General features: G+C 64.1%; 28 protein-coding genes. 11 read left to right on the top strand and 17 right to left on the bottom strand.

The genetic code is table 11. The features are described from left to right. Nucleotides 1–142: 142 nt before the first annotated feature. Nucleotides 143–772: a cytochrome b/b6 domain-containing protein gene (locus FXV83_RS34245; protein WP_148743965.1), complete on the top strand. Its 630-nt coding sequence runs from the start codon at nt 143–145 to the stop codon at nt 770–772. Between the two features lie 12 nt (nt 773–784). Beyond that, the gene (locus FXV83_RS34240) at nt 785–1,567 is read left to right on the top strand and encodes a molybdopterin-binding protein (protein WP_148743964.1); all 783 of its coding nucleotides are present in this window, start codon (nt 785–787) and stop codon (nt 1,565–1,567) included. Between the two features lie 94 nt (nt 1,568–1,661). On the opposite strand, the gene FXV83_RS34235 is transcribed toward FXV83_RS34240, so the two are convergent. Next, complete coding sequence (locus tag FXV83_RS34235; RefSeq protein WP_148743963.1) at nt 1,662–2,879, bottom strand: YbfB/YjiJ family MFS transporter; 1,218 nt, start codon at nt 2,877–2,879, stop codon at nt 1,662–1,664. 327 nt (nt 2,880–3,206) lie between these two features. Between FXV83_RS34235 and leuB the strand changes: the two genes are divergently transcribed. Continuing rightward, a complete protein-coding gene (gene leuB, locus FXV83_RS34230) occupies nt 3,207–4,319 on the top strand; it encodes a 3-isopropylmalate dehydrogenase (protein ID WP_148743962.1) in 1,113 nt (370 codons plus the stop codon). Nucleotides 4,320–4,494: 175 nt separating this feature from the next. Here leuB and FXV83_RS34225 read toward each other — a convergent pair whose 3' ends face one another. Together FXV83_RS34225 and FXV83_RS34220 are read right to left on the bottom strand one after the other, a co-directional pair. Beyond that, nucleotides 4,495–4,890: a hypothetical protein gene (locus FXV83_RS34225; RefSeq protein ID WP_148743961.1), complete on the bottom strand. Its 396-nt coding sequence runs from the start codon at nt 4,888–4,890 to the stop codon at nt 4,495–4,497. Between the two features lie 181 nt (nt 4,891–5,071). After that, a complete protein-coding gene (locus FXV83_RS34220) occupies nt 5,072–5,872 on the bottom strand; it encodes a hypothetical protein (RefSeq protein WP_148743960.1) in 801 nt (266 codons plus the stop codon). A gap of 116 nt (nt 5,873–5,988) precedes the next feature. Here FXV83_RS34220 and FXV83_RS34215 point away from each other — a divergent pair, with 116 nt between their 5' ends. Then, nucleotides 5,989–7,023 carry an aspartate-semialdehyde dehydrogenase gene (locus FXV83_RS34215; protein WP_148743959.1) on the top strand — a complete coding sequence of 345 codons (1,035 nt, stop codon included), beginning with the start codon at nt 5,989–5,991 and terminating at the stop codon, nt 7,021–7,023. Nucleotides 7,024–7,124: 101 nt separating this feature from the next. Here the strand turns inward: FXV83_RS34215 and FXV83_RS34210 are convergent, their stop codons facing one another. Continuing rightward, on the bottom strand, nt 7,125–7,769 hold the full coding sequence (locus FXV83_RS34210; protein WP_148743958.1) for a carbonic anhydrase: 645 nt from the start codon (nt 7,767–7,769) through the stop codon (nt 7,125–7,127). Nucleotides 7,770–7,940: 171 nt separating this feature from the next. Here FXV83_RS34210 and FXV83_RS34205 point away from each other — a divergent pair, with 171 nt between their 5' ends. Both FXV83_RS34205 and FXV83_RS34200 read left to right on the top strand, forming a co-directional pair. Next, entirely contained in the window at nt 7,941–8,822 is an 882-nt protein-coding gene (locus FXV83_RS34205) for an HpcH/HpaI aldolase/citrate lyase family protein (protein WP_148743957.1), read from the top strand. Between the two features lie 31 nt (nt 8,823–8,853). After that, nucleotides 8,854–9,204 carry a VOC family protein gene (locus tag FXV83_RS34200; RefSeq protein WP_148743956.1) on the top strand — a complete coding sequence of 117 codons (351 nt, stop codon included), beginning with the start codon at nt 8,854–8,856 and terminating at the stop codon, nt 9,202–9,204. Between the two features lie 50 nt (nt 9,205–9,254). Here the strand turns inward: FXV83_RS34200 and FXV83_RS34195 are convergent, their stop codons facing one another. The 4 genes from FXV83_RS34195 to FXV83_RS34180 all read right to left on the bottom strand — a co-directional run bounded on the left by FXV83_RS34195 (nt 9,255) and on the right by FXV83_RS34180 (nt 11,809). Further along, complete coding sequence (locus FXV83_RS34195; protein WP_148743982.1) at nt 9,255–9,674, bottom strand: hypothetical protein; 420 nt, start codon at nt 9,672–9,674, stop codon at nt 9,255–9,257. 115 nt (nt 9,675–9,789) lie between these two features. Next, nucleotides 9,790–10,575: a glycosyltransferase family 32 protein gene (locus FXV83_RS34190; protein ID WP_148743955.1), complete on the bottom strand. Its 786-nt coding sequence runs from the start codon at nt 10,573–10,575 to the stop codon at nt 9,790–9,792. A gap of 136 nt (nt 10,576–10,711) precedes the next feature. Next, the gene (leuD, locus tag FXV83_RS34185) at nt 10,712–11,317 is read right to left on the bottom strand and encodes a 3-isopropylmalate dehydratase small subunit (RefSeq protein ID WP_148743954.1); all 606 of its coding nucleotides are present in this window, start codon (nt 11,315–11,317) and stop codon (nt 10,712–10,714) included. A 90-nt stretch (nt 11,318–11,407) separates the two neighbouring features. After that, a complete protein-coding gene (locus FXV83_RS34180) occupies nt 11,408–11,809 on the bottom strand; it encodes a metallopeptidase family protein (protein WP_148743953.1) in 402 nt (133 codons plus the stop codon). A gap of 160 nt (nt 11,810–11,969) precedes the next feature. On the opposite strand from FXV83_RS34180, the gene FXV83_RS34175 reads away from it, so the two are divergent. Beyond that, on the top strand, nt 11,970–12,245 hold the full coding sequence (locus tag FXV83_RS34175; protein WP_187436364.1) for a hypothetical protein: 276 nt from the start codon (nt 11,970–11,972) through the stop codon (nt 12,243–12,245). Between the two features lie 176 nt (nt 12,246–12,421). Then, the gene (locus tag FXV83_RS34170; RefSeq protein ID WP_148743951.1) at nt 12,422–12,970 is read left to right on the top strand and encodes a hypothetical protein; all 549 of its coding nucleotides are present in this window, start codon (nt 12,422–12,424) and stop codon (nt 12,968–12,970) included. Between the two features lie 159 nt (nt 12,971–13,129). Here the strand turns inward: FXV83_RS34170 and FXV83_RS34165 are convergent, their stop codons facing one another. The 7 genes from FXV83_RS34165 to ffh form a co-directional block, all read right to left on the bottom strand. After that, a complete protein-coding gene (locus tag FXV83_RS34165; protein WP_148743950.1) occupies nt 13,130–13,339 on the bottom strand; it encodes a hypothetical protein in 210 nt (69 codons plus the stop codon). 94 nt (nt 13,340–13,433) lie between these two features. Continuing rightward, nucleotides 13,434–14,840: a 3-isopropylmalate dehydratase large subunit gene (leuC, locus tag FXV83_RS34160; protein ID WP_148743949.1), complete on the bottom strand. Its 1,407-nt coding sequence runs from the start codon at nt 14,838–14,840 to the stop codon at nt 13,434–13,436. Between the two features lie 321 nt (nt 14,841–15,161). After that, nucleotides 15,162–15,545 carry a 50S ribosomal protein L19 gene (gene rplS, locus FXV83_RS34155; RefSeq protein ID WP_148743948.1) on the bottom strand — a complete coding sequence of 128 codons (384 nt, stop codon included), beginning with the start codon at nt 15,543–15,545 and terminating at the stop codon, nt 15,162–15,164. A 108-nt stretch (nt 15,546–15,653) separates the two neighbouring features. Further along, the gene (trmD, locus tag FXV83_RS34150; protein ID WP_148743947.1) at nt 15,654–16,409 is read right to left on the bottom strand and encodes a tRNA (guanosine(37)-N1)-methyltransferase TrmD; all 756 of its coding nucleotides are present in this window, start codon (nt 16,407–16,409) and stop codon (nt 15,654–15,656) included. 126 nt (nt 16,410–16,535) lie between these two features. Continuing rightward, on the bottom strand, nt 16,536–17,081 hold the full coding sequence (gene rimM / locus FXV83_RS34145) for a ribosome maturation factor RimM (protein WP_148743946.1): 546 nt from the start codon (nt 17,079–17,081) through the stop codon (nt 16,536–16,538). Between the two features lie 9 nt (nt 17,082–17,090). After that, a complete protein-coding gene (gene rpsP / locus FXV83_RS34140; protein WP_143842481.1) occupies nt 17,091–17,423 on the bottom strand; it encodes a 30S ribosomal protein S16 in 333 nt (110 codons plus the stop codon). Nucleotides 17,424–17,555: 132 nt separating this feature from the next. Next, nucleotides 17,556–19,109, bottom strand: a complete 1,554-nt coding sequence (ffh, locus tag FXV83_RS34135; RefSeq protein ID WP_148743945.1) for a signal recognition particle protein — start codon at nt 19,107–19,109, stop codon at nt 17,556–17,558. 435 nt (nt 19,110–19,544) lie between these two features. Here ffh and FXV83_RS34130 point away from each other — a divergent pair, with 435 nt between their 5' ends. After that, nucleotides 19,545–20,609 carry an MBL fold metallo-hydrolase gene (locus tag FXV83_RS34130; protein WP_187436359.1) on the top strand — a complete coding sequence of 355 codons (1,065 nt, stop codon included), beginning with the start codon at nt 19,545–19,547 and terminating at the stop codon, nt 20,607–20,609. A gap of 208 nt (nt 20,610–20,817) precedes the next feature. Here FXV83_RS34130 and FXV83_RS34125 read toward each other — a convergent pair whose 3' ends face one another. Both FXV83_RS34125 and FXV83_RS34120 read right to left on the bottom strand, forming a co-directional pair. Then, nucleotides 20,818–21,534: an SIMPL domain-containing protein gene (locus FXV83_RS34125; protein ID WP_187436358.1), complete on the bottom strand. Its 717-nt coding sequence runs from the start codon at nt 21,532–21,534 to the stop codon at nt 20,818–20,820. Between the two features lie 5 nt (nt 21,535–21,539). Beyond that, nucleotides 21,540–22,283: a GyrI-like domain-containing protein gene (locus tag FXV83_RS34120; RefSeq protein WP_148743942.1), complete on the bottom strand. Its 744-nt coding sequence runs from the start codon at nt 22,281–22,283 to the stop codon at nt 21,540–21,542. Between the two features lie 221 nt (nt 22,284–22,504). Between FXV83_RS34120 and dapF the strand changes: the two genes are divergently transcribed. Both dapF and mtaB read left to right on the top strand, forming a co-directional pair. Next, nucleotides 22,505–23,380 (top strand): diaminopimelate epimerase, encoded by an 876-nt coding sequence (gene dapF / locus FXV83_RS34115; protein WP_148743941.1) that lies wholly within the window; start codon nt 22,505–22,507, stop codon nt 23,378–23,380. Continuing rightward, nucleotides 23,380–24,687 (top strand): tRNA (N(6)-L-threonylcarbamoyladenosine(37)-C(2))-methylthiotransferase MtaB, encoded by a 1,308-nt coding sequence (mtaB, locus tag FXV83_RS34110; RefSeq protein WP_148743940.1) that lies wholly within the window; start codon nt 23,380–23,382, stop codon nt 24,685–24,687. Before dapF ends, mtaB begins: the two co-directional genes overlap by 1 nt. Nucleotides 24,688–24,801: the final 114 nt, after the last annotated feature.

Below are 24,801 nucleotides of genomic sequence, written 5' to 3'. Positions count from 1 at the left end.
ACCGCGAGCCCGAGGGCACCCCGGCTCGCTTTTTTTGGAACTGCGATAACCTTCCGGCATCGATTCGATGCCGGAAGGGCGTAACGAAAGCGGAAGCATCGGCGTATATTTGGTGTCAGACCATCCCTAGGACGGAACCGTCATGTCGAGCCTCACAGTCACCGACGAACAGGTCAGGGCTACCCCGGCCAAAGTGATCCAGCCGGCCTGGGTTCGGATCATGCACTGGATCAACGCGCTCGCTATGATCCTGATGATCCTGTCGGGCTGGCAGATCTACAACGCTTCGCCGCTGTTCGATTTCCGCTTCCCCCGCGATATCACGCTCGGCGGCTGGCTGGCTGGCGGCCTGCTCTGGCATTTTGCGGCGATGTGGCTGTTGATGATCAATGGCCTCGCCTATCTCGTCACCGGTTTTGCCACCGGCCGCTTCCGGAAAAAACTGCTGCCGATCACGCCGTCGGGTGTGCTCCACGACGTCAGGGCGGCGCTGACCTTCAAGCTCGGCCATGACGACCTCACCGTCTACAATTACGTGCAGCGCCTGCTCTATGCCGGCATCATCGTGGTCGGCGTGCTGATCGTGCTGTCGGGCCTGGCGATGTGGAAGCCGGTGCAGCTCTATTATCTGGTGATGCTGTTCGGCGACTATCCGACCGCGCGCTACGTCCACTTCTTCTGCATGGCCGCGATCTGCGCCTTCCTCGTTGTCCACGTCGCGCTCGCGCTGCTGGTGCCGAAGAGCCTGCGCGCGATGATCATTGGTCGCTGAGAGGAGGACCAAATGGCAAAGCGCTCATTCCTGATCCCCGGCGTCGACAAGCGGCTGCTGATCAAGGACTCCATCAAGGCGATGCCGGATCTTGCCCGCCGCCGTTTCATCACGGGCGGTGCCAGCCTGGGCGCGCTGACGCTGCTCACCGGCTGTGACGTGATCGACAGCTCGTCCGCCGAGGAGATGCTGAAGTCGGTCTCGAAGTTCAACGACGCCGTGCAGGCGTTCATCTTCAATCCCCACGCGCTGGCGCCGACCTTCCCGGAGAGCGCGATCACAAAGCCATTTCCCTTCAACGCCTATTACGATCTCGACGACGCGCCCGAGGTCGACGGCAAAGACTGGAAGCTCGAGGTGCGCGGCCTCGTCGACAACAAGAAATCGTGGACGCTCGATGAGCTCTATCAATTGCCGCAGGTGACCCAGATCACCCGCCACATCTGCGTCGAGGGCTGGAGCGCGATCGGCAGCTGGACCGGCACGCCGCTCCGCGACTTCCTCAAGCTGATCGGTGCCGACACGCGCGCGAAATATGTCTGGTTCCAGTGCGCCGACAAGGACGGCTACAACTCGCCGCTCGACATGCGCAGCGCGTTGCACCCGCAGACGCAGATGACGTTCAAATACGCGAACGACATCCTGCCGCGCGCCTACGGCTTCCCGATGAAGATCCGCGTGCCGACCAAGCTTGGCTTCAAGAACCCGAAATACGTGGTCTCGATGGAAGTCACCAACGACTACAAGGGCGGTTATTGGGAAGATCAGGGATATAATTCGTTCAGCGGGAGCTGAAGGTCTGTAGGGTGGGCAAAGCGAAGCGTGCCCACCAATGCTGCATCCGCCGTGAAGATCATGGTGGGCACGGCGCTGTGCGCCTTTGCCCACCCTACGGCACCGAGCCCTTCGGCCGCACCCTCCGCTGGCACAACGCGGCCATCGCGCCGAGCGCCAGCAATGCCGCCGACACATTCAGCGCATAACTCAAGCTTCCCAGCACATCCGTGATGGCGCCGACCACGATCGGTCCGAGCGTCTGGCCGATGCCGAAGGAGATCGTCATCGCCGCGATCGCGCTTGGCCATACCTCGTGCGGATAGTTGAAGCGCACGAAAGCGGTGGTCGAGCCAACCACCGCAAAGAAGGCGACGCCGAACACAACCGCGGAGATCGACAGCCACGCCGTCGAATGTCCGAAGATCGGAAGCGACGCGCCGAGCGCGTTGGTGCCGAGGATGATGGCGGTCGCAAGTCCGCCGCGGTCGAGCGCGAGGACGCGGCGCCAGACCCAGGGCGTCACGAAAGCACTCATGCCGATCAGGCTCCAGAATGCGGCCTGCGCTGCGGCACCGCCGCCGCCGTCGCGCACATAGGCGATCATGAAGGTCATGTAGGCGATGTAGCCGGCGCCGAACAGAAAGTAGGCCGCGAGATAGACCAGCACGGGCAGGATTTCGAACGAGGCGTGACCTGCCTCGGTGAACCGCGCCTTGCTCTCGATGCGGACCAGAAACAGGGGGATCGTCATCGCTGCCGAAAGCAGGGCCATGGCCCACCACACGATCCACCACGAGCCCGGCCCGAAATGCGCGAGCGTGTAGGGCGCAATCAGGCCCGAGGCGAGAATGCCGATGCCGGGCCCGGCATAGAACAGGCTGAGCAGGAAATTGGCGCGCTCGGGACGCGACTGCGCGACGGTCGCAGCCAGCGCGCCGCCGGCGACAAAGCCGGCCGCGGCGCCGACGCCGAGCACCAGCCGCGCCAGGCTGAGCGCGAAAAAATTCCCGGTGAGCGCGCAGAGCGCGAGCGCGGCGACGCAGGCTACGGTTCCGCCGCGGATCGCGGCCGACCAGCCCACCAGCCGGATCAGCCGCGACGCCATCAGCGCACCCGCGAGGTAGCCGACGGCGTTGATGGTGTTCATGAAACCGGCCGCCGAGTAGGACCAGCCGAGGTCATCCCGCATGTCCGGCAGCACCAGCGCATAGGCAAAACGGCCGATGCCGAGCCCGACCGTCGCAGCCAGCGACAAGGTCAGGATGAGCCGCGCGGGATGCGCGTCGGGTGGCGGGCGGCGGTCTTGAGCAAGGTAGTCTTGGGTGTGCAAGGGGTACTCCGGCGGCGTGATTGTGGCAGGCCCTGCCCGCCTTGCACAGCGGCGAAGCGGCAATGGTGTCTTGCCAAGCGCGCAACGCCGCTCTAGCACTCCGGCCGGCCGTCATTCCGGGGCGCGCCCCCTAACTCGGGTTTACCCGAGTTAGGTACTTAAGTGAGCCAAGTCGGCAATCGCCGACTTGGATGGGCGAGAGCCCGGAATCCATTCCGCCACTTGTTGCATGGCCTGATGGATTCTCTGATGCGCAATTGCGCATCATAGCTCGCGCGCTTTGCTCGCGCCCCGGAATGACGAGAGAGGATTGAGAAGGATCTGACCATGGCGACCCACAAACTGCTGCTGCTTCCCGGCGACGGTATCGGCCCCGAGGTGATGGGCGAGGTGAAGCGGCTGATCGACTGGCTCAGTTCGGCCGGGATCGCCAAATTCGAGACCGATACCGGCCTGGTCGGCGGCTCCGCCTATGACGCGCACAAGGTGTCGATCTCCGAGGGCGACATGGTCAAGGCCAAGGACGCCGACGCGATCATTTTTGGCGCGGTCGGCGGCCCGAAATGGGATGCGGTACCTTATGACGTCCGTCCCGAAGCCGGCCTGTTGCGGCTGCGCAAGGACCTCGGCCTGTTCGCAAACTTGCGTCCCGCCGTGTGCTATCCGGCGCTCGCGGATGCCTCGAGCCTGAAGCGCGAGGCGATCGAGGGCCTCGACATCGTCATCGTGCGCGAGCTTACCGGCGGCGTCTATTTCGGCGAGCCCAAGACCATCACCGATCTCGGCAACGGCCAGAAGCGCGCTATCGATACCCAGGTCTACGACACCTATGAAATCGAGCGCATCGCCCGCGTCGCCTTCGACCTCGCCAAAAAGCGCCGGAACAAGGTGACGTCGATGGAGAAGCGCAACGTCATGAAATCGGGCGTGCTCTGGAACGAGGTCGTGACGCAAGTCCACAAGCGCGAATACGCGGACGTGACGCTCGAGCACCAGCTCGCCGATTCCGGCGGCATGATGCTGGTGAAGTGGCCGAAGCAGTTCGACGTCATCGTCACCGACAATCTGTTCGGCGACATGCTGTCCGACATCGCTGCGATGCTGACTGGCTCGCTCGGCATGCTGCCCTCGGCCTCGCTCGGCGAGGTCGACGTCAAGAGCAAGAAGCGCAAGGCGCTGTACGAGCCCGTGCACGGTTCGGCGCCGGATATCGCAGGCCAGGGCCTCGCCAATCCGATCGCGATGATCTCGTCGTTCGGCATGGCGCTGCGTTATTCGTTCGACATGGGCGCGCTCGCCGACAAGCTGGACGCTGCGATCGCAGCAGTACTCGCCAGCGGTCTGCGCACCGCCGACATCAAGTCGGAGGGAACGACCGCGGCCTCGACCACGCAGATGGGCGAAGCGATTCTGAAGGAATTGCAGAAGCTGCACGCGTAAGGCTTGCACAGCAATTGTAGGGTGGGCAAAGCGCAAGCGTGCCCACCTCTTCGATCGCGATAGCTGGGAGATGGTGGGCACGGCGCAAGAGCGCCTTTGCCCACCCTACAGATCCTCAAAACAAAATGGCCGGGCGCGAGCCCGGCCATTTTCGATTTGGTCAGTCGTGTCCGCTTCAGTACAGCGGGAAAGTCTGCGGGTAGCCGCCGACGTCAGACGGAGGGCTGAGCGGCTGGCGGTCGATCGGACGGTTGAGGTTTTCGCGGGCGAAGGACGGATAGCCCACGGCCGGCGGGAAGGCATAATCGGAGAACTTGCGGTCACCCGGATTGACCTCGGTGCCGCCGTCGAGCCAGGAGCGCTTGCTCACATAGAGACGGGTACGTCCCTGCTGATAGACCGCGTTGGGGCCGCTCGGTCCGTAATAGGGCCGGCCGCGATCGTCATAACGCTTGGTCTTGCTGTCGGCCGAGGCCGGCGTCGCGAAACTCATGGCAGAGGACATGGCAATGACGGCGCCCGCCGCAAGCCAGATCGCCAATTTGTTCGCGGCAGAAAATTTCGAGCTCATCACGTCCCCTTCAGGCGGCAAGCCGCCAATCGATTTCGCCCCATACTAGCCCGGCCGGGGCGGCCGCAACTAGGTCTATTGGGTCACACCAGCCCGGAATAATCGCGCGCCCAGGCAAAAGTTGCATGAAAACCAGCCACTTGAGCGGTTCACTTGGGTGGTCATTTGAGCTTGATGCCGGTCAGAGCGCCCCGCGCAATTGCGCGTTCGCAGCGCCCAGCAGCCAGTCCGACGAAGCTCCGGCGTCACACCCCCTGCGCTTGAGCTCGGCATGGGCGAACAATTCCGCCAATTTCGGCTCGTTGCCCGAGGTCAACAGCGTCAGCCGGTTCAGCGTGCAGGCGATCGCCGCGCGCCGGGCAGGCTCGGTCTCACCCTGGCAGGAGAAGCCGGAGATCTGGAGCGCGGGGTCCTCGTTGCGCTTGAGGTAGGCGAGGCAAGTCTGCGTCCCCTTCGCCGCGGCGCTGGGATGGAGCAGCGCAACTGGTCCGAATTTCGTATCGATCAGTCCGGCTTGCTCGAGTGGTGCCTCGCCAAGGCCTATCTGGACAAGGCCCATCTGCATGGCCAAATCGGCGGCGGCCGGACGCGTCAAGTCGAATTCGCCGCCCGGCCGGTAGATTTCGAGCTCGGCGAGCGGCCGGTCCCCTTCACCGGTCCAGCGCAGCACGTCCCTGCGCCCACCTTCAGGGTGCCTGAGGACGGTGTAAGATATTGTTTTGTCTGATGGATCGAGCCGGCTCATCGCGAACGCCGGATGCGAGCGGTCGGCGACGCTCCAGCCCGGCTTCAGCGCCGGCCCGTCATCTTGGAGGCTCGGCAACTGGCCGAGCGCCGCAAGCCCAAGGATGGCAAACAGCACCAGAACCCCCACATAGGCGAACAGGCGCGCCAGCGTGCCGACGACTTCGTCGGCGAAGTTGGCGAGCGCCAGATGGATCTGGGTGGGAGTTGCGGCCGTACTGGCCTCAGGCGACTGCATCCACTGCCTTCAGGCATGGTCCAACGTTGTCTTGAGGCCGGTTCTCGCATAGAAGCGCTGCTCTTCCTGTTTAAGCGTCAGCTTCAGGAAAGGGCTTTTTCGTCGGAGAGTGAACGATGGGTTACAAAGTCGCAGTCGTCGGCGCGACCGGCAATGTCGGGCGGGAAATGCTCAACATCCTCGATGAGCGCAAATTCCCCGCGGACGAGGTCGTGGCATTGGCCTCACGCCGCAGCGTCGGCGTCGAGGTCTCCTATGGCGACCGCACCCTGAAGGTCAAAGCGCTCGAGCATTACGACTTCTCCGACGTCGATATCTGCCTGATGTCGGCGGGCGGCTCGGTGTCGAAGGAATGGTCGCCGAAGATCGGCGCCGCCGGCACGGTCGTGATCGACAATTCCTCGGCCTGGCGCATGGACCCGGACGTTCCGCTGATCGTGCCGGAAGTGAACGCCGACGCCGCCAAGGACTTTGGCAAAAAGAACATCATCGCCAACCCGAACTGCTCGACCGCGCAGCTCGTGGTCGCGCTCAAGCCGCTGCACGACAAGGCCATCATCAAGCGCGTCGTGGTCTCGACCTACCAATCGGTGTCCGGCGCCGGCAAGGATGCGATGGACGAATTGTTCTCGCAGACCAAGGCCGTCTACACCAATCAGGAGCTGGTCAGTAAAAAATTCCCCAAGCGCATCGCCTTCAACGTCATTCCCCACATCGACGTCTTTATGGAGGACGGCTACACCAAGGAAGAGTGGAAGATGATGATGGAGACCAAGAAGATTCTTGATCCCAAGATCAAGCTCTCCGCGACCTGCGTGCGCGTGCCGGTGTTCGTCGGCCACTCCGAAGCCCTCAACATCGAGTTCGAGAATCCGATCACCGCCGACGAGGCGCGCGACATCCTGCGCAAGGCGCCCGGCTGCCTCGTCATCGACAAGCAGGAGCCCGGCGGCTACGCCACGCCGTATGAAGCGGCCGGCGAGGACGCAACTTATATCAGCCGCATCCGCGAAGATGCGACGGTCGAAAATGGTCTCGTGCTGTGGTGCGTGTCCGACAACCTTCGCAAGGGTGCCGCATTGAACGCGATCCAGATCGCGGAAGTCCTGATCAACCGCAAGCTGATCAGCGCGAAGAAGAAGGCGGCGTAGAAGCTTCGTAGGGTGGGCAAAGCGTAGCGTGCCCACCTTCTTCGTACCAATCGGGACGAATGGTGGGCACGGCGCGTTGCGCCTTTGCCCACCCTACGCAATCAAGCCACGTTTCGCACGCTCTTGAACTCCTTCGCAACCTGATCCAGCACGAACAGCGATCCCTCCGCGACGCCGAAATAGGCGCCGTGGAGCTGCATCTGGCCGGCATCGACCGCCTTGCGCACGAACGGGAAGGTCATCAGGTTTTCGAGGCTGCGAAACACCGCGGCCTTCTCGATGCGTTCGACGAACTGCGCCATGGTCTCGTGCTCGCGCTGCTCCACCACCTCACCCGGCTTGATGAACATCTGCATCCATTTGCCGATGAAGTCGCCGGGGGTGAGCGGCTCGATCTTGTCGACGAAGGCGCGGATGCCGCCGCATTGCGCATGCCCGAGCACCACGATGTGCTTTGTGCGGAGCACCTTGACCGCGTATTCCAGCGCCGCGGAGACGCCGTGTGCGTTGCCGTCGGGCTGATACACCGGCACCAGATTGGCGATGTTGCGGACGACGAAGAGCTCGCCCGGACCGACGTCGAAGATCACCTCGGGCGAGACGCGCGAGTCGCAGCAGCCGATCACCATCACTTCCGGCGATTGCCCCTTCACCGACAGGTCGCGGTACCGGGTCTGCTCGGTCGGCAGCCGCTGGGTGGCGAAGGCCTTGTAGCCTTCCAGCAAGCGCTGAGGGAATGCGGTCATGGCCTATGCCTAATCATATACCGCAAAGGCGAACAAGCCTTTCGAATGGGCAGGCCCGATGCTATCGGCTTTGGCCTATTTTGCTTGAGCATGATCTTTTCGGAAAACCGCCGCACACTTTTCCCGATCATGCACTAGAATTCGCCCGAGGAAACCGGAAGGAACGCTTGCATGACCCGCCCGCGCCGCAGCCATCTGTTCATGCCCGGCTCCAACCCCCGTGCGCTGGAAAAGGCGCGCAATTTGGCGGCCGACGGTCTGATCCTGGATCTGGAGGATTCCGTTGCTCCCGACGCCAAGGCCGTGGCGCGCGACGGAATCGCCGCTGCCATCGCCGCCAGGGGGTTCGGCAAGCGCGAGATTTTAATCCGGACCAACGGCCTGGATTCGCCCTGGTGGGCCGATGACGTTGCAATGGCCGCAAAGGCCTCGCCGGACGGCATCCTGGTTCCAAAAGTTTCCAGCGCCGAGGACCTCGACACGATCGGCCGCCGGCTCGCCGAGCTTGGCGCTGCGCCGACCGTGAAGGTCTGGGCCATGATCGAGACCGCGCGCGCGGTGTTGCATGCCGAGGAACTGTCCGCCGCTTCACGCGACCCGAAGACGCGCCTGTCCGGTTTCGTGTTCGGGCCGAACGACATTTCGCGCGAGACGCGGATCAGGATGCTGCCGGGCCGCGCGGCGATGATCCCGATGATCACGCATTGCATCCTGGCGACGCGCGCCCATGGCCTCGAGATCCTCGACGGGCCCTACAGCGACATCAACAACTCCGACGGCTTCGCCACCGAATGCGCGCAGGGCCGCGATCTCGGCTTCGACGGCAAGACGCTGATCCATCCGTCACAGATCGAGGCCTGCAACGCGATCTTCACGCCACCGGACGAGGAGGTCGCGCGCGCCCGAAAAATCATCGCGGCATTCGAATTGCCGGAAAACGTCTCGCGCGGCGCGATCCGGCTCGACGGCGCGATGGTGGAGCGTCTGCACGCCGACATGGCGCGCCGCACGATCGAGATCGCGGACGCGATCGCCGCGATGAGCAAGGGCTAGAGGTGCGTCGTCGGAAGCGGATGGCTGTCCCGTGAGAGTGAAACGCATCGTCACGAATATCGCGGCGACGGACGTCTCTCTGGCGCGCCGGTTCTACCAGGACGTCCTCGGCTTGGAGGTTGTCATGGACCAGGGATGGATCGCGACATTTGCAGCGCAATCGAAAATGGTGCCTCAACTGAGCGTCGCAAGTGAAGGCGGGTCAGGCACTCCCGTGCCGGATCTTTCGATTGAAGTCGATGACCTGGATGAAGCGTTGCGCAGAATGAAGCGAGCCGGCATCGCATTGGAGTATGGACCTGCCACGGAGCCGTGGGGAGTGCGAAGGTTTTACGTGCGCGATCCATTCGGGCGGCTGGTCAACATTCTAACTCACGAGTGATGTGGTTGTGACCGGCAGACACTTCGCGGCGGAAACTTGTTCACCAGACGTCAGCTCGGCGCAAGATCGGCGCGATCGAGCGACTCCAGGGTCGACGCATTGGCGCAATAGCCGTGGTAATTCTCCGCGGCAGAACCGTCGACGAGATCACGATCGCATTGAGCCTTGTGTCTGCACAGTGCGCAGACCCGCTCCATGTCGCGCAGCAGTAGCGGCTGCGCGCGGCCTAGCCCTTCCGCGCTGATGCCGAGCTGCTCCAGCATTTTCGGCAGCTCGTCGGCGGCGTGGCGGCCATGACGGACCAGTTCTTCCAAATCGTCCGGCGCAATCCTGAGATCACTCGCGATCCGGTCGAAATCGGCGCGGTCGAGCTGCAGCAGCTCATTCAGTTCGCGGCGATGTTTCAGCCAGCTGGCGAAGGATTCGATGAGGTCCCGAACCACGGGATAGGGTCTGTTCGCGGTGCTCATGCGAGGCTCCATTGGGCTCGTCCGGTTGCAGCCGAATAGAGCACAATGGTGCATATGTACGTTGCGCTGGATCAAATGCAGCACTCGTGGCCGGGACGGCTGCAGCGTAAGGGAGCTACGCGAATTTCTCCGCGGCCCACGCATACAGGCTGCCCGGGATCGGTGGCTGGCCGCCGCGGCCTTTTGGCGAGATGTGGAGACCGATGATCTCGGGATTGGTGAGAAGACCGAGATAGCTCGATGGCTCGAAGAAAAGCTTCGGCTCGGCATGCACGGCGTAGAATGATTGCTTCGGCAGAGCGTTCTGCAATTCGCCAGTGCGGCGGGCGAGCGCGGTGAGTGCCGCGGGCCCGAAGATCGCAACGCGAATGTCCGAGAGACGGTTGGAGCCGCCGCGCAGGCGCCGTATCGCAAAGGTGAGGCGATGGCGCAGCGACAGCCAGTTCGGCGTCAGCTCCTCCTGCTCGATCAGCTCTTCGAAGGCGGCAACAATGCCGTGCTCCGGCGGCAGATAGATCACGGAGTTGCCGAGCTGGCGCGGCCGCTCCCAGGCAAAATAAGGCTTTGCCGGATCGATCATCGCGGGCTTGAGCAGCAGCACGTCGGCATCGAGCCAGAGGCCAAGGCCCTTCGCCATCAGCTTCATGCGGAAGAAGTCGCTGAACTGAAGCGTGGTCCAGTCGCGCCAGCTTCCGTCCGGCTGCGGTGGCCGCAACCGTTCCGAGAAGGCACGCGGCAGGATCGCTTCGGCATCCGCGTTGCCGACGCCGGCGGGTAGGCCCGGAATGGTATCGAAGCTGTAGACCGTGACCTTGTGGCCGGCAGCTAACTGCGAACGCAGACAGGTCTGGCGCAGGGCGTCCATCGAGCCATGCCAGAAGGTGACGATGTCAGGCAGCATGCGCGGAAGCTTAGAGCATGATCCGGAAAAGTGTGCAGCGGTTTTCCGAAAAGACCATGCTCAAACACCAAGGGATAATCAGGGCAAAGAAAAAGCCCCAGCGCTGATGGCGCCGGGGCTCGGACAAAGGCCGGGATCAGGCCCAGGCGCGTTCGCTCTTGAGCTTCTCCTCGTAAATGTCGATCGAGGCCTTCTTCTCCATCGTCAGCCCGATATCGTCGAGACCGTTCATCAGGCAGTGCTTGCGGAACGGATCGATCTCGAACTTGACCTTGCCGCCGTCGGGACCGCGGATCTCCTGGTTCGGCAAGTCGATCGTCAGCGTCGCATTGGCGCCGCGCTCGGCGTCGTCGAACAGCTTGTCGAGGTCCTCTTGGGCCACACGGATCGGCAGAATGCCGTTCTTGAAGCAGTTGTTGTAGAAGATGTCGCCGAACGAGGTCGAGATCACGCAGCGAATGCCGAAATCGAGCAGCGCCCACGGCGCGTGCTCGCGGCTCGAGCCGCAGCCGAAATTGTCGCCGGCCACCAGCACCTTCGCATTGCGATAGGCCGGCTGGTTCAGCACGAAATCCGGATTCTCGCTGCCATCGTCCTTATAGCGCTGCTCGGAGAAGAGCCCCTTGCCAAGGCCGGTGCGCTTGATCGTCTTGAGGTACTGCTTCGGAATGATCATGTCGGTGTCGACATTGATGATCTTGAGCGGCGCCGCGACGCCTTCCAGCGTAGTGAACTTGTCCATGGTTGCGCTTCCCGGGGTGGTTCTGGGGAACCGCGTATGTATCGCGATCGGGCCGGAAATCCTAGGCCGAATTCGGCAGATCTCGTCTGCTTAGCCCGGCTCTTGCGCCTCGATCGCTTCCATATCGTCGTCCGAGAGGCCGAAATGGTGGCCGATCTCGTGGATCAGGACGTGGCGGACGATATGGCCGAGGCTTTCATCATGCTCGGCCCAGTAGTCGAGGATCGGCCGCCGGTAGAGCCAGACCATGTTGGGCAGCCGTGCCACGTCGCCAAGACTCTGCTGCGGCAGGCCGACGCCCTGGAACAAGCCGAGCAGGTCGAACTCGCTTTCGCATTCCATCTCGTCGAGCACCTCCTCGGTCGGGAAGTCGTCGACGCGAATGATCACACCCTCGCAGAGGTCGCGAAATTTCGCTGGCAGGCGCTCGAACACGTCATGTGCCATCGCTTCCATCTCAGCCAGCGAGGGCGCTTTCAATTCCGTCCACATGCCCTCTCTTAGCCCGGGTTTCCCGGCGATGCATCTGGCTTTATAAGCGCGGCGAGGTTGACGGGCGCCGCCAAAACGGGGAGCGTACGGCGGCTCGATGGGGACGTTTCAGGTGGGTGGTGCGATGCGGGCGGGAACAGCGGTACTGGTTCTACTTTGCATGGGGTTGTTTTCGCCATTTTGCGGGAGCGCCGAAGCCCAGACGGCCGGCCCCGAAATCCGATTGGCCCAGGCCTCGCCTGACGCCCCGGCACCGCGGAAGCGGTCCCCGGCGCGCTTGCGCGTCACCCCTTATTACAGCCCGGACGGCGTCTACCCGCGCTACAATCCGGGTCCCGACGCGGTCCGCGAATGCAACGCGACCTACGTACAGGAATTCCGGCCCAGCGGCACCGTGATCGTGCCGCATATGAGCTGCTACTGGCGCCGGGGCTGACACCACTTTTTAATGCGCTACCCATCTTGCGCTGGCCGCAGCGCGGTGCGCGGAACGTCCTTCATTCATGGGGCATTCACGTCGCTGCCCTTAGCTTGATCTCGGAGCGAGCGCAGGGATGGTTCGCGCCGCGAACGAGCGTCGCAACTCCGCTGTCCAGATTCAGGGAGGAGTCCATGCTGAGGATCTTCGGCCTCGGGACAAGCCCGATGCGCTTGCTCGGTCTTGCGGCCACTGCCACGCTGATGCTGTCGGCCGGGACTGCGCAGCGCGCTGAAGCGATGACCCCAATCAATCCGACGGTGTTGCCGGCGGCAAAGGCTGTCGCCGACGACGTGACCACGCAGGTTCGCTACGGCGGCGGTGGCGGACACGGTGGAGGCTTCCATGGCGGCGGAGGTTTCCACGGTGGCGGTACGCATTTTGGCGGCTTCCGCGGCGGCGGTTTCCATGGCGGCGGCTTTCACGGCGGCGGCTTCCGCGCCGCGCCGGTCTTTCACGGCGGTGGCTATCGCTACGGCGGATTTCACCGCTATGGCGGCCATCATCGCTACGGAGTCTATCGCCCCCATTACGGCTATCGCCACTTCCACCGGCGCTACTATTACGGCGGCTACTATCCCTATTACAGCCATCCGCGCCGCTGCCGGGTCGTCTGGACCTATTACGGCCCGCGCCGCATCTGCCGCTGGCATCGCTGGCACTATCCATACCGGTATTGGTAATGTGAGCCGCAGCTAGCTCCGCACTCGTCATGGCCGGGCATAGCCGTCCAAAGGACGGCGTCGCTTCCGCTCGCCTATGTCCCGGCCATCCACGTTTCTTGGAGCTACGAAGTGAACTCGTGGATGCCCGGGACAAGCCCGGGCATGACGGAGAAATCGCTAAAGCCAATCCTTCAGCTTCCACGACGCCGGCTTCCACCGCATCAAGGTATCGAGCTTCCACTGCTTGAGCATCGCCGGCGGCCAGCGACTGAGCCGCGAGGTCTCCTCTACCTCGGGCCTGGCGACGGCCCGCAGCGGCGCAGACCGACGCCGGTGCTGGCGGGTCGCCTCGCCGATCAGATCGACATATTCAGGCTTGTTGGCCATGGCGGGCGTCCTCGCGAAATGCTCGCGAGGACGCAATGTCGGCGATGCCGATTAACGGTCGTTTGCCGCTTTAGCTCAAATTGCAGGAAGCAGCCTACCGCCACTCCCGCACATCGACGAAATGCCCCGCAATCGCGGCCGCTGCCGCCATCGCCGGCGACACCAGATGGGTGCGGCCCTTGAAGCCCTGGCGGCCCTCGAAGTTGCGGTTCGAGGTCGAGGCGCAGCGCTCTTCCGGCTTCAGCTTGTCCGGGTTCATGGCGAGGCACATCGAGCAGCCCGGCTCGCGCCATTCGAAGCCGGCCTTGATGAAGATCTTGTCCAGACCTTCCGCCTCGGCCTGCTCCTTCACGATGCCGGAGCCCGGCACGACCATGGCGTTGACGTTCGCCGAGACCTGCTTGCCTTCCGCGATCTTGGCGGCGGCGCGCAGATCCTCGATGCGGCCGTTGGTGCAGGAGCCGATGAAGATGCGGTCGAGCTTGATGTCGGTGATCTTCGTGCCCGCGGTCAGGCCCATATATTTCAGCGCGCGGTGCTTCGACAGACGCTTGGCCTCGTCCGCGATCTTGTCGGGATCGGGCACGATGCCGGTCACCGAAATCACGTCCTCAGGGCTGGTGCCCCAGGTCACGATCGGCGGCAGCTTTGCCGCATCGAGGTGCAGCTCGTGGTCGAAATGCGCACCCTCGTCGGAACGCAAACCCTCCCAATAGCGCATCGCCGCATCCCAGGCCGCGCCCTTCGGTGCCTTGGGACGATCGCGCAAGAAGTCGTAGGCCTTCTGGTCCGGCGCGACCAGGCCGGCGCGCGCGCCGCCCTCGATCGACATGTTGCAGACCGTCATGCGGCCTTCCATCGACAGCGCGCGGATCGCGTCGCCGGCGTATTCCAGCACGTAGCCGGTGCCGCCTGCAGTGCCGATCTCGCCGATGATGGCCAGGATGATGTCCTTGCCCGTCACGCCGTCCGGCAGTTTGCCGTCGACGGTGACGCGCATGTTCTTGGCCTTCTTCTGGATCAGTGTCTGCGTCGCCAGCACGTGCTCGACTTCCGACGTGCCAATGCCATGCGCCAGCGCGCCGAATGCGCCATGCGTCGAGGTGTGGCTGTCGCCGCAGACGATGGTGGTGCCGGGCAATGTAAAGCCCTGCTCGGGGCCGATGACGTGGACGATGCCCTGGCGCTTGTCGAACTCGTTGTAATATTCGATGCCGAATTCCTTGGCGTTATCCGCCAGCGCCTTGATCTGCTCGATGCTTTCAGGGTCGGGATTCGGCTTGGTGCGGTCGGTGGTCGGCACGTTGTGGTCGACGACAGCGAGCGTCTTCTCCGGCGCGTGGACCTTGCGCCCTGTGGCGCGCAGGCCCTCGAACGCCTGCGGCGAGGTCACCTCGTGCACTAGATGGCGGTCGATATAGAGCAGGCAGGTGCCGTCATCGGCTTCGTGCACCAGATGGTCGTTCCAGATCTTGTCGTACAACGTGGTCGGCTTGGACATGAGCGTCAGCTCCGGAATGTGTAGCGGATATGCGCGATCAGGCGCGGGGCAACAAAGTCGTCTTCAGCGCAGCGTTTAAGCTGCGGGACTAAGCTCTGACGTTGCCGAGGTCGCGAAGCGTCCGAAAAACCGGCCAGGCAGCCGCGAGCGATCGTCGATGACGATTCGCGTGATGGATGCGAAGCTGGTCAGATCTGGAAACATTCCAAGAATATATAGCAGGCCGAACTGGAATCGCGAGGGCTTTGACGCGCACGGCTGACGCAACAAAAAAGCGCGGGGCCCGGCCCCGCGCTTTTCGAAACTTGCCTGTCTCCGAGACTACTCGTTGACGGCGGCGGGGCGGTCCTGCTTCTTCTCGACGATACGGGCCGACTTGCCGCGGAGATTGCGGAGGTAATAGAGCTTGGCGCGACGCACCTTGCCGCGGCGCACCACCTTGATCGAGTCGATCATCGGCGACATCACCGGGAACACGCGCTCGACACCCTCGCCGTACGAAATCTTGCGGACGGTGAAGCTCTCGTTCAGGCCACCGCCGGAACGGCCGATGCAGACGCCTTCATAGGCCTGCACACGGGTGCGGTCGCCTTCGACGACCTTCACGTTGACGATCACGGTATCGCCGGGGCCGAATTCCGGAATGACCTTGCCGGCGGAAAGCTTGTCGAATTGCTCTTGTTCGAGCTGCTTGATCAGGTTCATGGGTAATCTCCATCCGCGCGCCCAGCCTTGGAAACGGGGGCTGCGCAAAATTCGTCTATCCAGCCATTGCGGATTTGGCCGCTGCTATAAGGCAAGCTGGAGCGTTTGTCACCCGTCTGTCGTGCTTTTTGGCGTTTTTTGGCCGGAGGTTTGATTCGGGGCCTTTGTCCGCAAATCCGGCCGCCGAGCCGCCGTTAGAGCCTCGGATTCCGCCCGCCGCCAGGCCGCGACCTTGGCGTGGTCGCCCGAAGTGAGAATTTGGGGGATCGGGACACCCTCGAACAGCTGCGGCCGGGTGTATTGGGGGTATTCGAGCAGGCCTTCGGAGAAGCTTTCCTCGGTTCCCGAGGCCTCCTTGCCCATGACTCCCGGTAATAGCCGGACGCAGGCGTCAATCAGCGCCATGGCCGCGATCTCCCCCCCGGACAGCACGTAATCGCCGATCGAGACCTCCTCCAGGCCCCGCTGGTCGATGACCCGCTGGTCGACCCCCTCGAACCGTCCGCAGACGATCAGGGGACCGGGAGCCTGGGCAAGCTCCACGACCCGGGCCTGGGTCAATGGCCGACCGCGCGGACTCATGAGCAGGCGGGGGCGGCGTTTTGACAGATCCTGGCCGATCTCGGCGGCATCGATCGCGGCGGCCAGAACATCCGCCCGCAGCACCATGCCCGGACCGCCGCCGGCCGGGGTGTCGTCGACGCTGCGGTGGCGGTCGGTGGCCGAGGCCCGGATGTCCCGCGCCTCCAGCTCCCAGAGCCCGGATGCCAGCCCCCGGCCGGCGAGGCTCACGCCGAGCGGTCCCGGAAACATCTCCGGGAACAGCGTCAGCACCGTCGCGCGCCAGGGTGAGGGGTTGGTCATGGAATCTCAATTGTTGTCGTCCCGGACAAGCGCAGCGAAGCGGAGCGCATATCCGGGACCCATAACCACCGCACTTCGTTTTGCGACGGTTGGAGCGATCAGCTTAGCCAAAATTCTGGCCTGTGGTTATGGGTCCCGGCTTTCGCCGGGACGACCCGGAGAGGCGTCCTCGCCCTCGATCTCCTGCGGCAGACTGATCACCACGCGTCCGCCGGCAATATCGACCTCCGGCACCACAGCGTTGGTGAACGGCAACAGCATCGTCGTGCCGTTGGGCGGCGAGATCTCGATGATGTCGCCGGCACCGAAATTATGGATCGCGAGCACGCGTCCGAGCGCTTCGCCCGCCGTGGTGACAGCGGCGAGCCCGATCAGATCGGCGTGGTAATATTCGTCCGCATCGGTCGCGGGCAGCTTTTCGCGCGCGACGTAGAGCTCGATGCCGTTGAGACGTTCGGCCTCATCGCGGGTCGCGATGCCCTTGAACGTCGCGACGAGGTGATCCTTGGCTTCGCGCGCCGTTGCTACCTCGAACTGGCGCTTGCCGTCCTTGGACAGAAGCGGACCGTAGCGCCGTACGGCCAAGGGATCCTCGGTGAAGGTCCACAATTTGACCGCGCCGCGCACGCCATGCGCGGCGCCGATCCGCGCGACGCAGATCAGCGCCGACATGGGCTGGCCTTAGCCCTTCGCAGCGGCTTCGGCCTGCGCCTTGCGCTCCTTGCGCGGCACGGCCTTCTCCGGGTTGCTGCGCGCTTCGCGCTTCTTGACGCCGGCAGCGTCGAGGAAGCGCGACACGCGGTCCGAGGGCTGCGCGCCCTTGGCGAGCCAAGCCTTCACCTTGTCCATGTCGAGCTTCAGGCGGGTCTCGTTGTCCTTCGGCAGCAGCGGGTTGAAATAGCCGAGACGCTCGATGAAGCGGCCATCGCGGGGGAAGCGCGAGTCGGCGACAACAACGTGATAGACGGGACGCTTCTTGGTGCCTGCGCGCGCGAGGCGGATAACGACTGACATGTTGGTCTCCTGAGTAGCTGTTAAATCAAAGGTCGGCTTGGTTCGTCATTGCGAGCGCAGCGAAGCAATCCAGAAATCTTTCCGCAGAAACGGTCTGGATTGCTTCGCTGCGCTCGCAATGACGGGGCGAGATCACTTCTTCTTCCCCAGTCCGGGGAAGCCGCCGAGCCCGGGCAGGGTCGGCTTGTTGCTGAGGCCCGTGAGCCCCGGCACATTCGGAAGACCCTGGCGCAGGCCAGGCGGCAGATCCTTCGGCAGGCTGGGCAGACCCTGCCCGCCACCGCTCTGCATCTTCTCCTGCAACGCCTTCATCTCTTCCGGCGAAGGCGGCTTCATGCCACCGCCAAAGCCCATGGCTTGCGCGATGCCGGCGAGCGGGCCGCGCTTGCCCGAGCCCATGGCCTTCATCACGTCGGCCATGTTCCGGTGCATCTTGAGCAGCTTGTTGACCTGCTCGACACTCTGGCCGCTTCCGGCGGCGATGCGCTTCTTGCGGCTGGCCTTGAGCAAATCGGGATGACGGCGCTCGTCACGCGTCATGGAATCGATCACGGCGACCTGGCGCTTCAAGATCTTGTCGTCGATGCCGGCGGCCGCGATCTGGTTCTTCATCTTGGCGATGCCGGGCATCATTCCCATCAAGCCGCTGATGCCGCCCATATTGGCCATCTGCAACAGCTGCTCGCGCATGTCGTTGAGGTCGAACTGGCCCTTGCGCATCCGCTCAGCGGTGCGCGCGGCCTTTTCGGCGTCGATGTTGGCGGCGGCACGCTCGACCAGCGACACCACGTCGCCCATGCCGAGGATGCGCCCCGCAATACGGTCGGGGTGGAAATCTTCCAGCGCGTCGGTCTTTTCACCGGTGCCGATCAGCTTGATCGGCTTGCCGGTGACGGCACGCATCGACAGCGCGGCGCCGCCTCGGCCATCGCCGTCCACGCGGGTCAGCACTATGCCGGTGAGGCCGACGCGCTCGTCGAAGGCGCGGGCGAGGTTGACGGCGTCCTGGCCGGTGAGGCTATCCGCGACCAGCAGCACTTCATGCGGATTGGCCGCGGCTTTGATGCTTGCTGCTTCCGCCATCATCTCTTCGTCGAGCGTGGTGCGGCCGGCGGTGTCGAGCAGTACGATGTCGTAGCCGCCAAGCTTGCCGGCCTCGAGCGCGCGCTTGGCGATCTGGGGCGGCTGCTGGCCGGCGACGATCGGCAGGGTCGGAATATCGAGATCGCGGCCGAGCACGGCCAGCTGCTCCATCGCCGCCGGGCGGTAGATATCGAGCGAAGCCATCAGCACCTTGCGCTTGTCGCGCTGGACCAGGCGGCGGGCGAGCTTTGCGGTGGTCGTCGTCTTACCCGAGCCTTGCAAACCGACCATCATGATCGGCACCGGCGGCACGGAATTGACGTCGATGGTCTGGCTTTCGGCGCCGAGCGTGTTGATCAGCTCGTCATGGACGATCTTGACCACCATCTGGCCGGGCGTCACCGACTTCACGACGGTGGCGCCGATCGCCTGCTCGCGGACCCGCTCGGTGAAGCTGCGCACGACCTCGAGCGCGACGTCGGCTTCCAGCAGCGCGCGGCGCACCTCGCGCATCGCGGCATCGACGTCCTTTTCGGTCAGCGCACCGCGCCCCGTCAGACGATCGAGAATGCCGCCAAGCCGTTCCGACAGATTGTCGAACAATGCCGTTGTCCTTTTTAACCTCTCCCCGCCTGCGGGGAGAGGTCGCCGCGCCTTTGCGCGGCGGGTGAGGGGGGTACGGGACCATCTACGCGCATCATACGCGGAGAGAGCCCCTCACCCCGACCCTCTCCCCGCAAGAGCGGGGCGAGGGAGAAGATAATCCAAACACCTTCACGCCCGAGGGCGCACAGCGCTGTCGGGCGTTGGCCTCTGGCCTCGCAGGGCCAGTGGGCGGGTCGAAAAGAAGGCCTTTCCGAGAAAGTGCGCGGGTTAAACGCCGCTGGCGCCCAAAAGTCAAGGAAAGTTAGGGTGCCGAGGCGTCTCTGGGAAGGCAAGGCTTTGAAAATGTGCTGCTTTTGGTCGCGGGTTCCATTCGCTACGGTGTCGCCCATATTTGGCGAGATGCCTTACCTCGCGTATCGTCCCTGACCAGCCGTGCCGACCACCCGCCGTCGCATCTTTGGACTGCTTGCCGGAGGCGCCGCGCCGGTCGGTGTTCCGTGGCTCTGGATGTCCCGCATGAAAACCTACGACGGACCCGCCTCCGACCATTTCAACGGTCTGCACTTTTTTGATCCGGACGGCGCGCCGCCAAGATCGCTTGGCGAGGTCCTGCGCTGGCAATTCGGCCGCAGGCGGCAACGCGCGACATGGCCTGTGTGGGCGCCAAGCCCCCATGCCGACACGCCGCCGGCCCGCGTCGACGGCGGCAAGGTACGGCTCTCCTTCGTCGGTCATGCAAGCTGGCTGATCCAGACCGGCGGCCTCAATATCCTGGTCGATCCCGTCTGGTCGATGCGGGTCTCGCCGGTCGCGTGGGCCGGACCGAAACGGCACAACGACCCCGGCATCGCGTTCGAGAAATTGCCGAAGATCGACTTCGTGCTGGTCTCGCACGGACACTACGATCATCTCGATGTCGCGACACTGTCGCGGCTCGCCAAGAATTTTGCGCCGCGCGTGGTCACGCCGCTCGGCAACGACGTCACGATGCGCAGCGCCGATGCCACCATCAAGGTGGAAGCGTTCGACTGGCACGATCGCGTCGAGCTCGGTGGCGGAATTGCCGTGACGCTGGTGCCGACCAGGCATTGGACGGCGCGCGGCATGTTCGATCGCAACAAGGCGTTATGGGCGAGTTTTGTGCTGGAGACGCCGGCCGGAAAAATCTATGTCGTCTGCGATTCCGGCTATGGCGAGGGCAGGCATTTCCGCCGCGTCGCCGCGGCGCATGGGCCGCTCCGTCTGGCGATCCTGCCCATCGGCGCCTACGAGCCGCGCTGGTTCATGCGCGACCAGCACATGAATCCGGAAGATGCAGTGAAAGCGCTGTTGGATTGCGGCGCGCAGGCCGCGCTTGGGCATCATCACGGAACGTTTCAGCTGACGGATGAAGCGATCGATGCGCCGGCCAAGGCGCTGGTCGAAGCGCTCGATGCGGCGAAGATTCCGCAAGAGCGGTTCGTGGCGATGAAGCCGGGGCAGGTGGTGGAGATTTAGTCCAGCTCTCCTCACACATAGTCGTCCCGGACAAGCGCGCCTCAAGCGCGTGCAGATCCGGGACCCATAGCCGCAGGATCCAGTTTGGCGAAGACTCGGAGTTACCACCTTCGCGTCACAACCACTTCCTGTGGTTATGGATCCCGGCCTTGGCCGGGACGACACTATTGTTGTTGCTGCAGCGCGCCTCTTGCGGCGCTCTACTTACTTACTGCCCCTGCTTGATCGCCCAGCTCACATTCACCGTCACCGACAGCGTCTCCTCGCCGGGCGCAACCGCGGCCTGCGTCGCGGCCATCGGCGCGGTGGCCATTCGCCCCTTGAGCAGCGGCACCGGTCCGCCGCCCTCGGAAAGGCTGAGCGGTGCGCCGAGTGTGACGCCGGTGGCCTTGGCGTAGATCTCGGCCTTGCGGCGGGCATCGGCAACTGCCTGTTCGCGGGCACCGTCGAGCAACTTTGACGCCTGGGTCACCTCGAAGGAGATGTTGCCGATATCGTTGGCGCCGGCGCCGACCAGCGTGTCGATGATGCCGGCCACCTTGGTCACGTCGCGTATTTTCACGGTGACGCGGTTGCTGGCGCGGAAGCCGACCACCGGCGAGGCGCCGCCACTGCGGTTCGGCGCGTATTGCGGCTGCAATGACAGACGCGAGGTCTGGTAGTCCTTCTCGGCGACCCCGGCCCCCTTCAGCGCCAGCAGCACCTTGCCCATCGCAGCGTTGTTGGCGTCGGAGGCTTCCTTCGCCGACTTGGCGTCATTGGCGACGCCGGCATCGATATGCGCGAGGTCGGGCGCGGCGGACACCGTCGCTTCGCCACTCACGGAGATGACAGCCGGAAAATCGTCGGCGAGCGCGGACGTCGCAAAAAGCGTGGCGGCGAAAACGGCGGCAAGGGAAGCAAAAAGGGCAACGGGCTTCTTCATCGGTCTCACTTCAGCGGCACGAAAACATTGATCACGAGCTTGTCCTCGGCCGTCTTGAGAGGATCGGTCAGGTACTCCTCGATGAACGTGTCCTTGGCTTCGAGCTTCTTGTCGTCGAGGTGATTGGTGATCGCCTCATAGGTGTTGTCCATGTTGTCGTAGGAGCCACGATGGACGAATTTCAGCGCCTTGCCCTCCGGCGATTTGCCGACGCTCATGTCCTTGGGCAGGTTTTTCGGATCCTGCTCGACCGGGATTTCGGCGAGAAAGGTGAAGCCGGTATCGTCCGTCGAGGTGTAGACGATCATCGAATTGCCGGCGTGCTTGATGCCCTGCTTGTCCAGGAGCGCATTCAGCGCCTTGAAAGCGTCGATCAGCGTGTCGAAGGCGGAATCCCAATTGGCAGTGCCCTTGACCATCACGACCTTCTTCGGCTCGAGCACGGTCTCCTGCCCAAAGGGATCGGCGGTCTGCACCGGGGCCGGAGTGGCGGCCGCAGCGGGCGGCGGGGCTGGGCTGGGCGAGGGTGAGGCGCTGGCGGCAGGCGACGGCGTTGCCACAGGCGCAGGCGAAGCGCTCGCGGCCGGGGCACTTGCGGCCGGGGATGGCGATGCCGCCGGGGCCGGCGAGGGACTGGCCGAGGCCGCCGGCGCCGGGCTCGGGCTCTGTGCCAACGTGGCGGACGGACCAAACGACATGGCTGCTGCCGGGATCAGCGCGGCAAAAGCGAGACGGCAAAAGCGATTCATATTATTCTCCCCAAAACCTGACGCACCAAGGCCTTAACCCACCAAGATCTTAACCCGCCAAGGCCTTAACTGGCTGCGCGTCCCGGCATGCGCGAGCCGCGTCGTTCTAACACGCGAGCGCCGAATTCGTCCCATGACAGATGCGTCATGGGCGTGCGCGGCAAAGCACTGGCCAAGCCGCCCAGGATCGCCATATAAGGCGGGCGAATTCAGGATTTTTCATGAGCGCGCTGGCCAACCACGCATTTGCCAAGATGAACGGCATCGGCAACGAGATCGTCGTTGTCGACATGCGCGATTCCGCCGCGCCGGTCACGCCCGACGACGCCCGCGCTGTCGCATCGGCTCATGGCGGCGTGGCTTACGACCAGCTCATGGTGCTCCAGAAGCCGCGGCTCGACGGCACCGAAGCCTTCATCCGCATCTACAACAATGACGGCTCGGAGGCCGGCGCCTGCGGCAACGGCATGCGCTGCGTGGTGCGGCGCATCTTCGAGAAGACCGGGCAGACCACGATAACGTTCGAGACGCCGGCGGGGCTGCTCAATTGCTGGCAGGGCCCGGCGCCGGATCTCTACACCGTGGACATGGGCGCGCCCAGGTTCGGCTGGCAGGACATTCCGCTGGCGGAAGAGTTTCGCGATACCCGCTACATCGAATTGCAGATCGGGCCGATCGACAATCCGATCCTGCATTCGCCATCAGTGGTGAGCATGGGCAATCCGCACGCGATCTTCTGGGTCGACGACGTCGATGCCTATGACCTCGAGCGCTTCGGCCCGCTGCTGGAGAATCACCCGATCTTCCCGGAGCGCGCCAACATCACGCTCGCGCGCATCGTCGATCGCGACCACATCACGATCCGCACCTGGGAGCGCGGCGCGGGCCTGACCAAGGCGTGCGGCTCGGCGGCCTGCGCGACTGCGGTGGCCGCGGCGCGGCTGAAGCGCACCGAACGCAATGTCGAGATCACGCTGCCCGGCGGCAAGCTTGGCATCGAATGGCGCGAGCGCGACGACCACGTGCTGATGACGGGCACGGCGACCTTCGAATATGAGGGCGCCTTCGATCCGGCGCTGTTCGCGCCGGTCGCGTGATGGGCGTCGAGGTTGTCACCTTCGGCTGCCGCCTCAATGCGTTCGAGGCCGAGGTGATCCGCCGCGAGGCGGAGGGCGCAGGGCTGTCCGATACCATCGTCATCAACAGCTGCGCCGTCACCAACGAAGCGGTGGCGCAGGCGCGCCAGTCGATCCGCAAATTGAAGCGCGAGCGGCCCGGCGCGCGCATCGTCGTCACCGGCTGCGCCGCGCAGACGCAAAGCCAGATGTTCGCCGGCATGACCGAGGTCGATCGCGTCGTCGGCAATGACGACAAGATGCGCGCATCGGCCTGGCGCGAGGCGCGCGATGCATTCGACATCGGCGCGGGCGAAAAGATCGCGGTCAGCGACATCATGGCCGTGAAGCAGATGGCGCCGCATCTCATCGACGGCTTTGCCGCCGGTCTGCCGCGCGTGTTCGTGCAGGTGCAGAACGGCTGCGACCATCGCTGCACCTTCTGCATCATCCCTTATGGCCGCGGCAATTCACGCTCGGTGCCGATGGGGGCTGTGGTCGATCAGGTGCGGGCGCTTGCCGAGCGCGGCCATGCCGAGATCGTGCTCACCGGCGTCGATCTCACGAGCTACGGCACTGATCTTCCGGGCGCGCCCAGGCTCGGTATGCTGACCAAGCAGATCCTGCAGCATGTGCCGGAGCTGAAACGCCTGCGCATTTCCTCGATCGATTCGATCGAGGCGGATAATCATCTGCTCGACGCCATCGCGGACGATTCCCGGCTGATGCCGCACCTGCATCTGTCGCTGCAATCCGGCGACGACATGATCCTGAAGCGCATGAAGCGGCGGCATTCGCGCAGCGATGCGATCGCGTTCTGCGACCAGGTGCGCCGCCTGCGCCCTGACGTCGCGTTCGGCGCCGACATCATCGCCGGATTCCCGACCGAGACGGAGGAGATGTTTTCCCGCTCGCTCGACCTCGTCGAAGAATGCGGCCTCACCTTCCTGCACGTCTTCCCCTATTCGCCGCGCCCCGGCACCCCGGCCGCGCGCATGCCGCAGGTCGCGGGCCCCGAGATCAAGCACCGCGCGAGGCGGTTGCGGGCGGCGGGCGAAGAAGCCTTGCGGCAGAGGCTGCAAGCCGAAATCGGCGCGAGGCGCGATGTGCTGATTGAGAGCGAGAGCCAGGGGCGGACGGAGCACTATCTGCCGGTCGCGATTGCGGACCAACGGGTGGGGAGCGTCGTGTCGCTGAAGATCGCGGGCAGTGATGGTGTGCGGCTGACGGTGCAGCCGCTGCCCTTCCTTCTCCCCTTGTGGGAGAAGGTGGCGCGAAGCGCCGGATGAGGGGTTGCCTCCATGAGTACTGAAGCAAATGTTCACACGCGGAGAGAGACCCCTCACCCGTCTCGCCGCTACGCGGCGAGCCACCCTCTCCCACAAGGGGAGAGGGGAAGAATC

Origin of the sequence: Bradyrhizobium hipponense (assembly GCF_008123965.1) — a bacterium.
Lineage (GTDB): Bacteria > Pseudomonadota > Alphaproteobacteria > Rhizobiales > Xanthobacteraceae > Bradyrhizobium > Bradyrhizobium hipponense.
The sequence above is the reverse complement of the archived record's forward strand: the minus strand, read 5'-3'. Positions and strand labels throughout refer to the sequence as shown.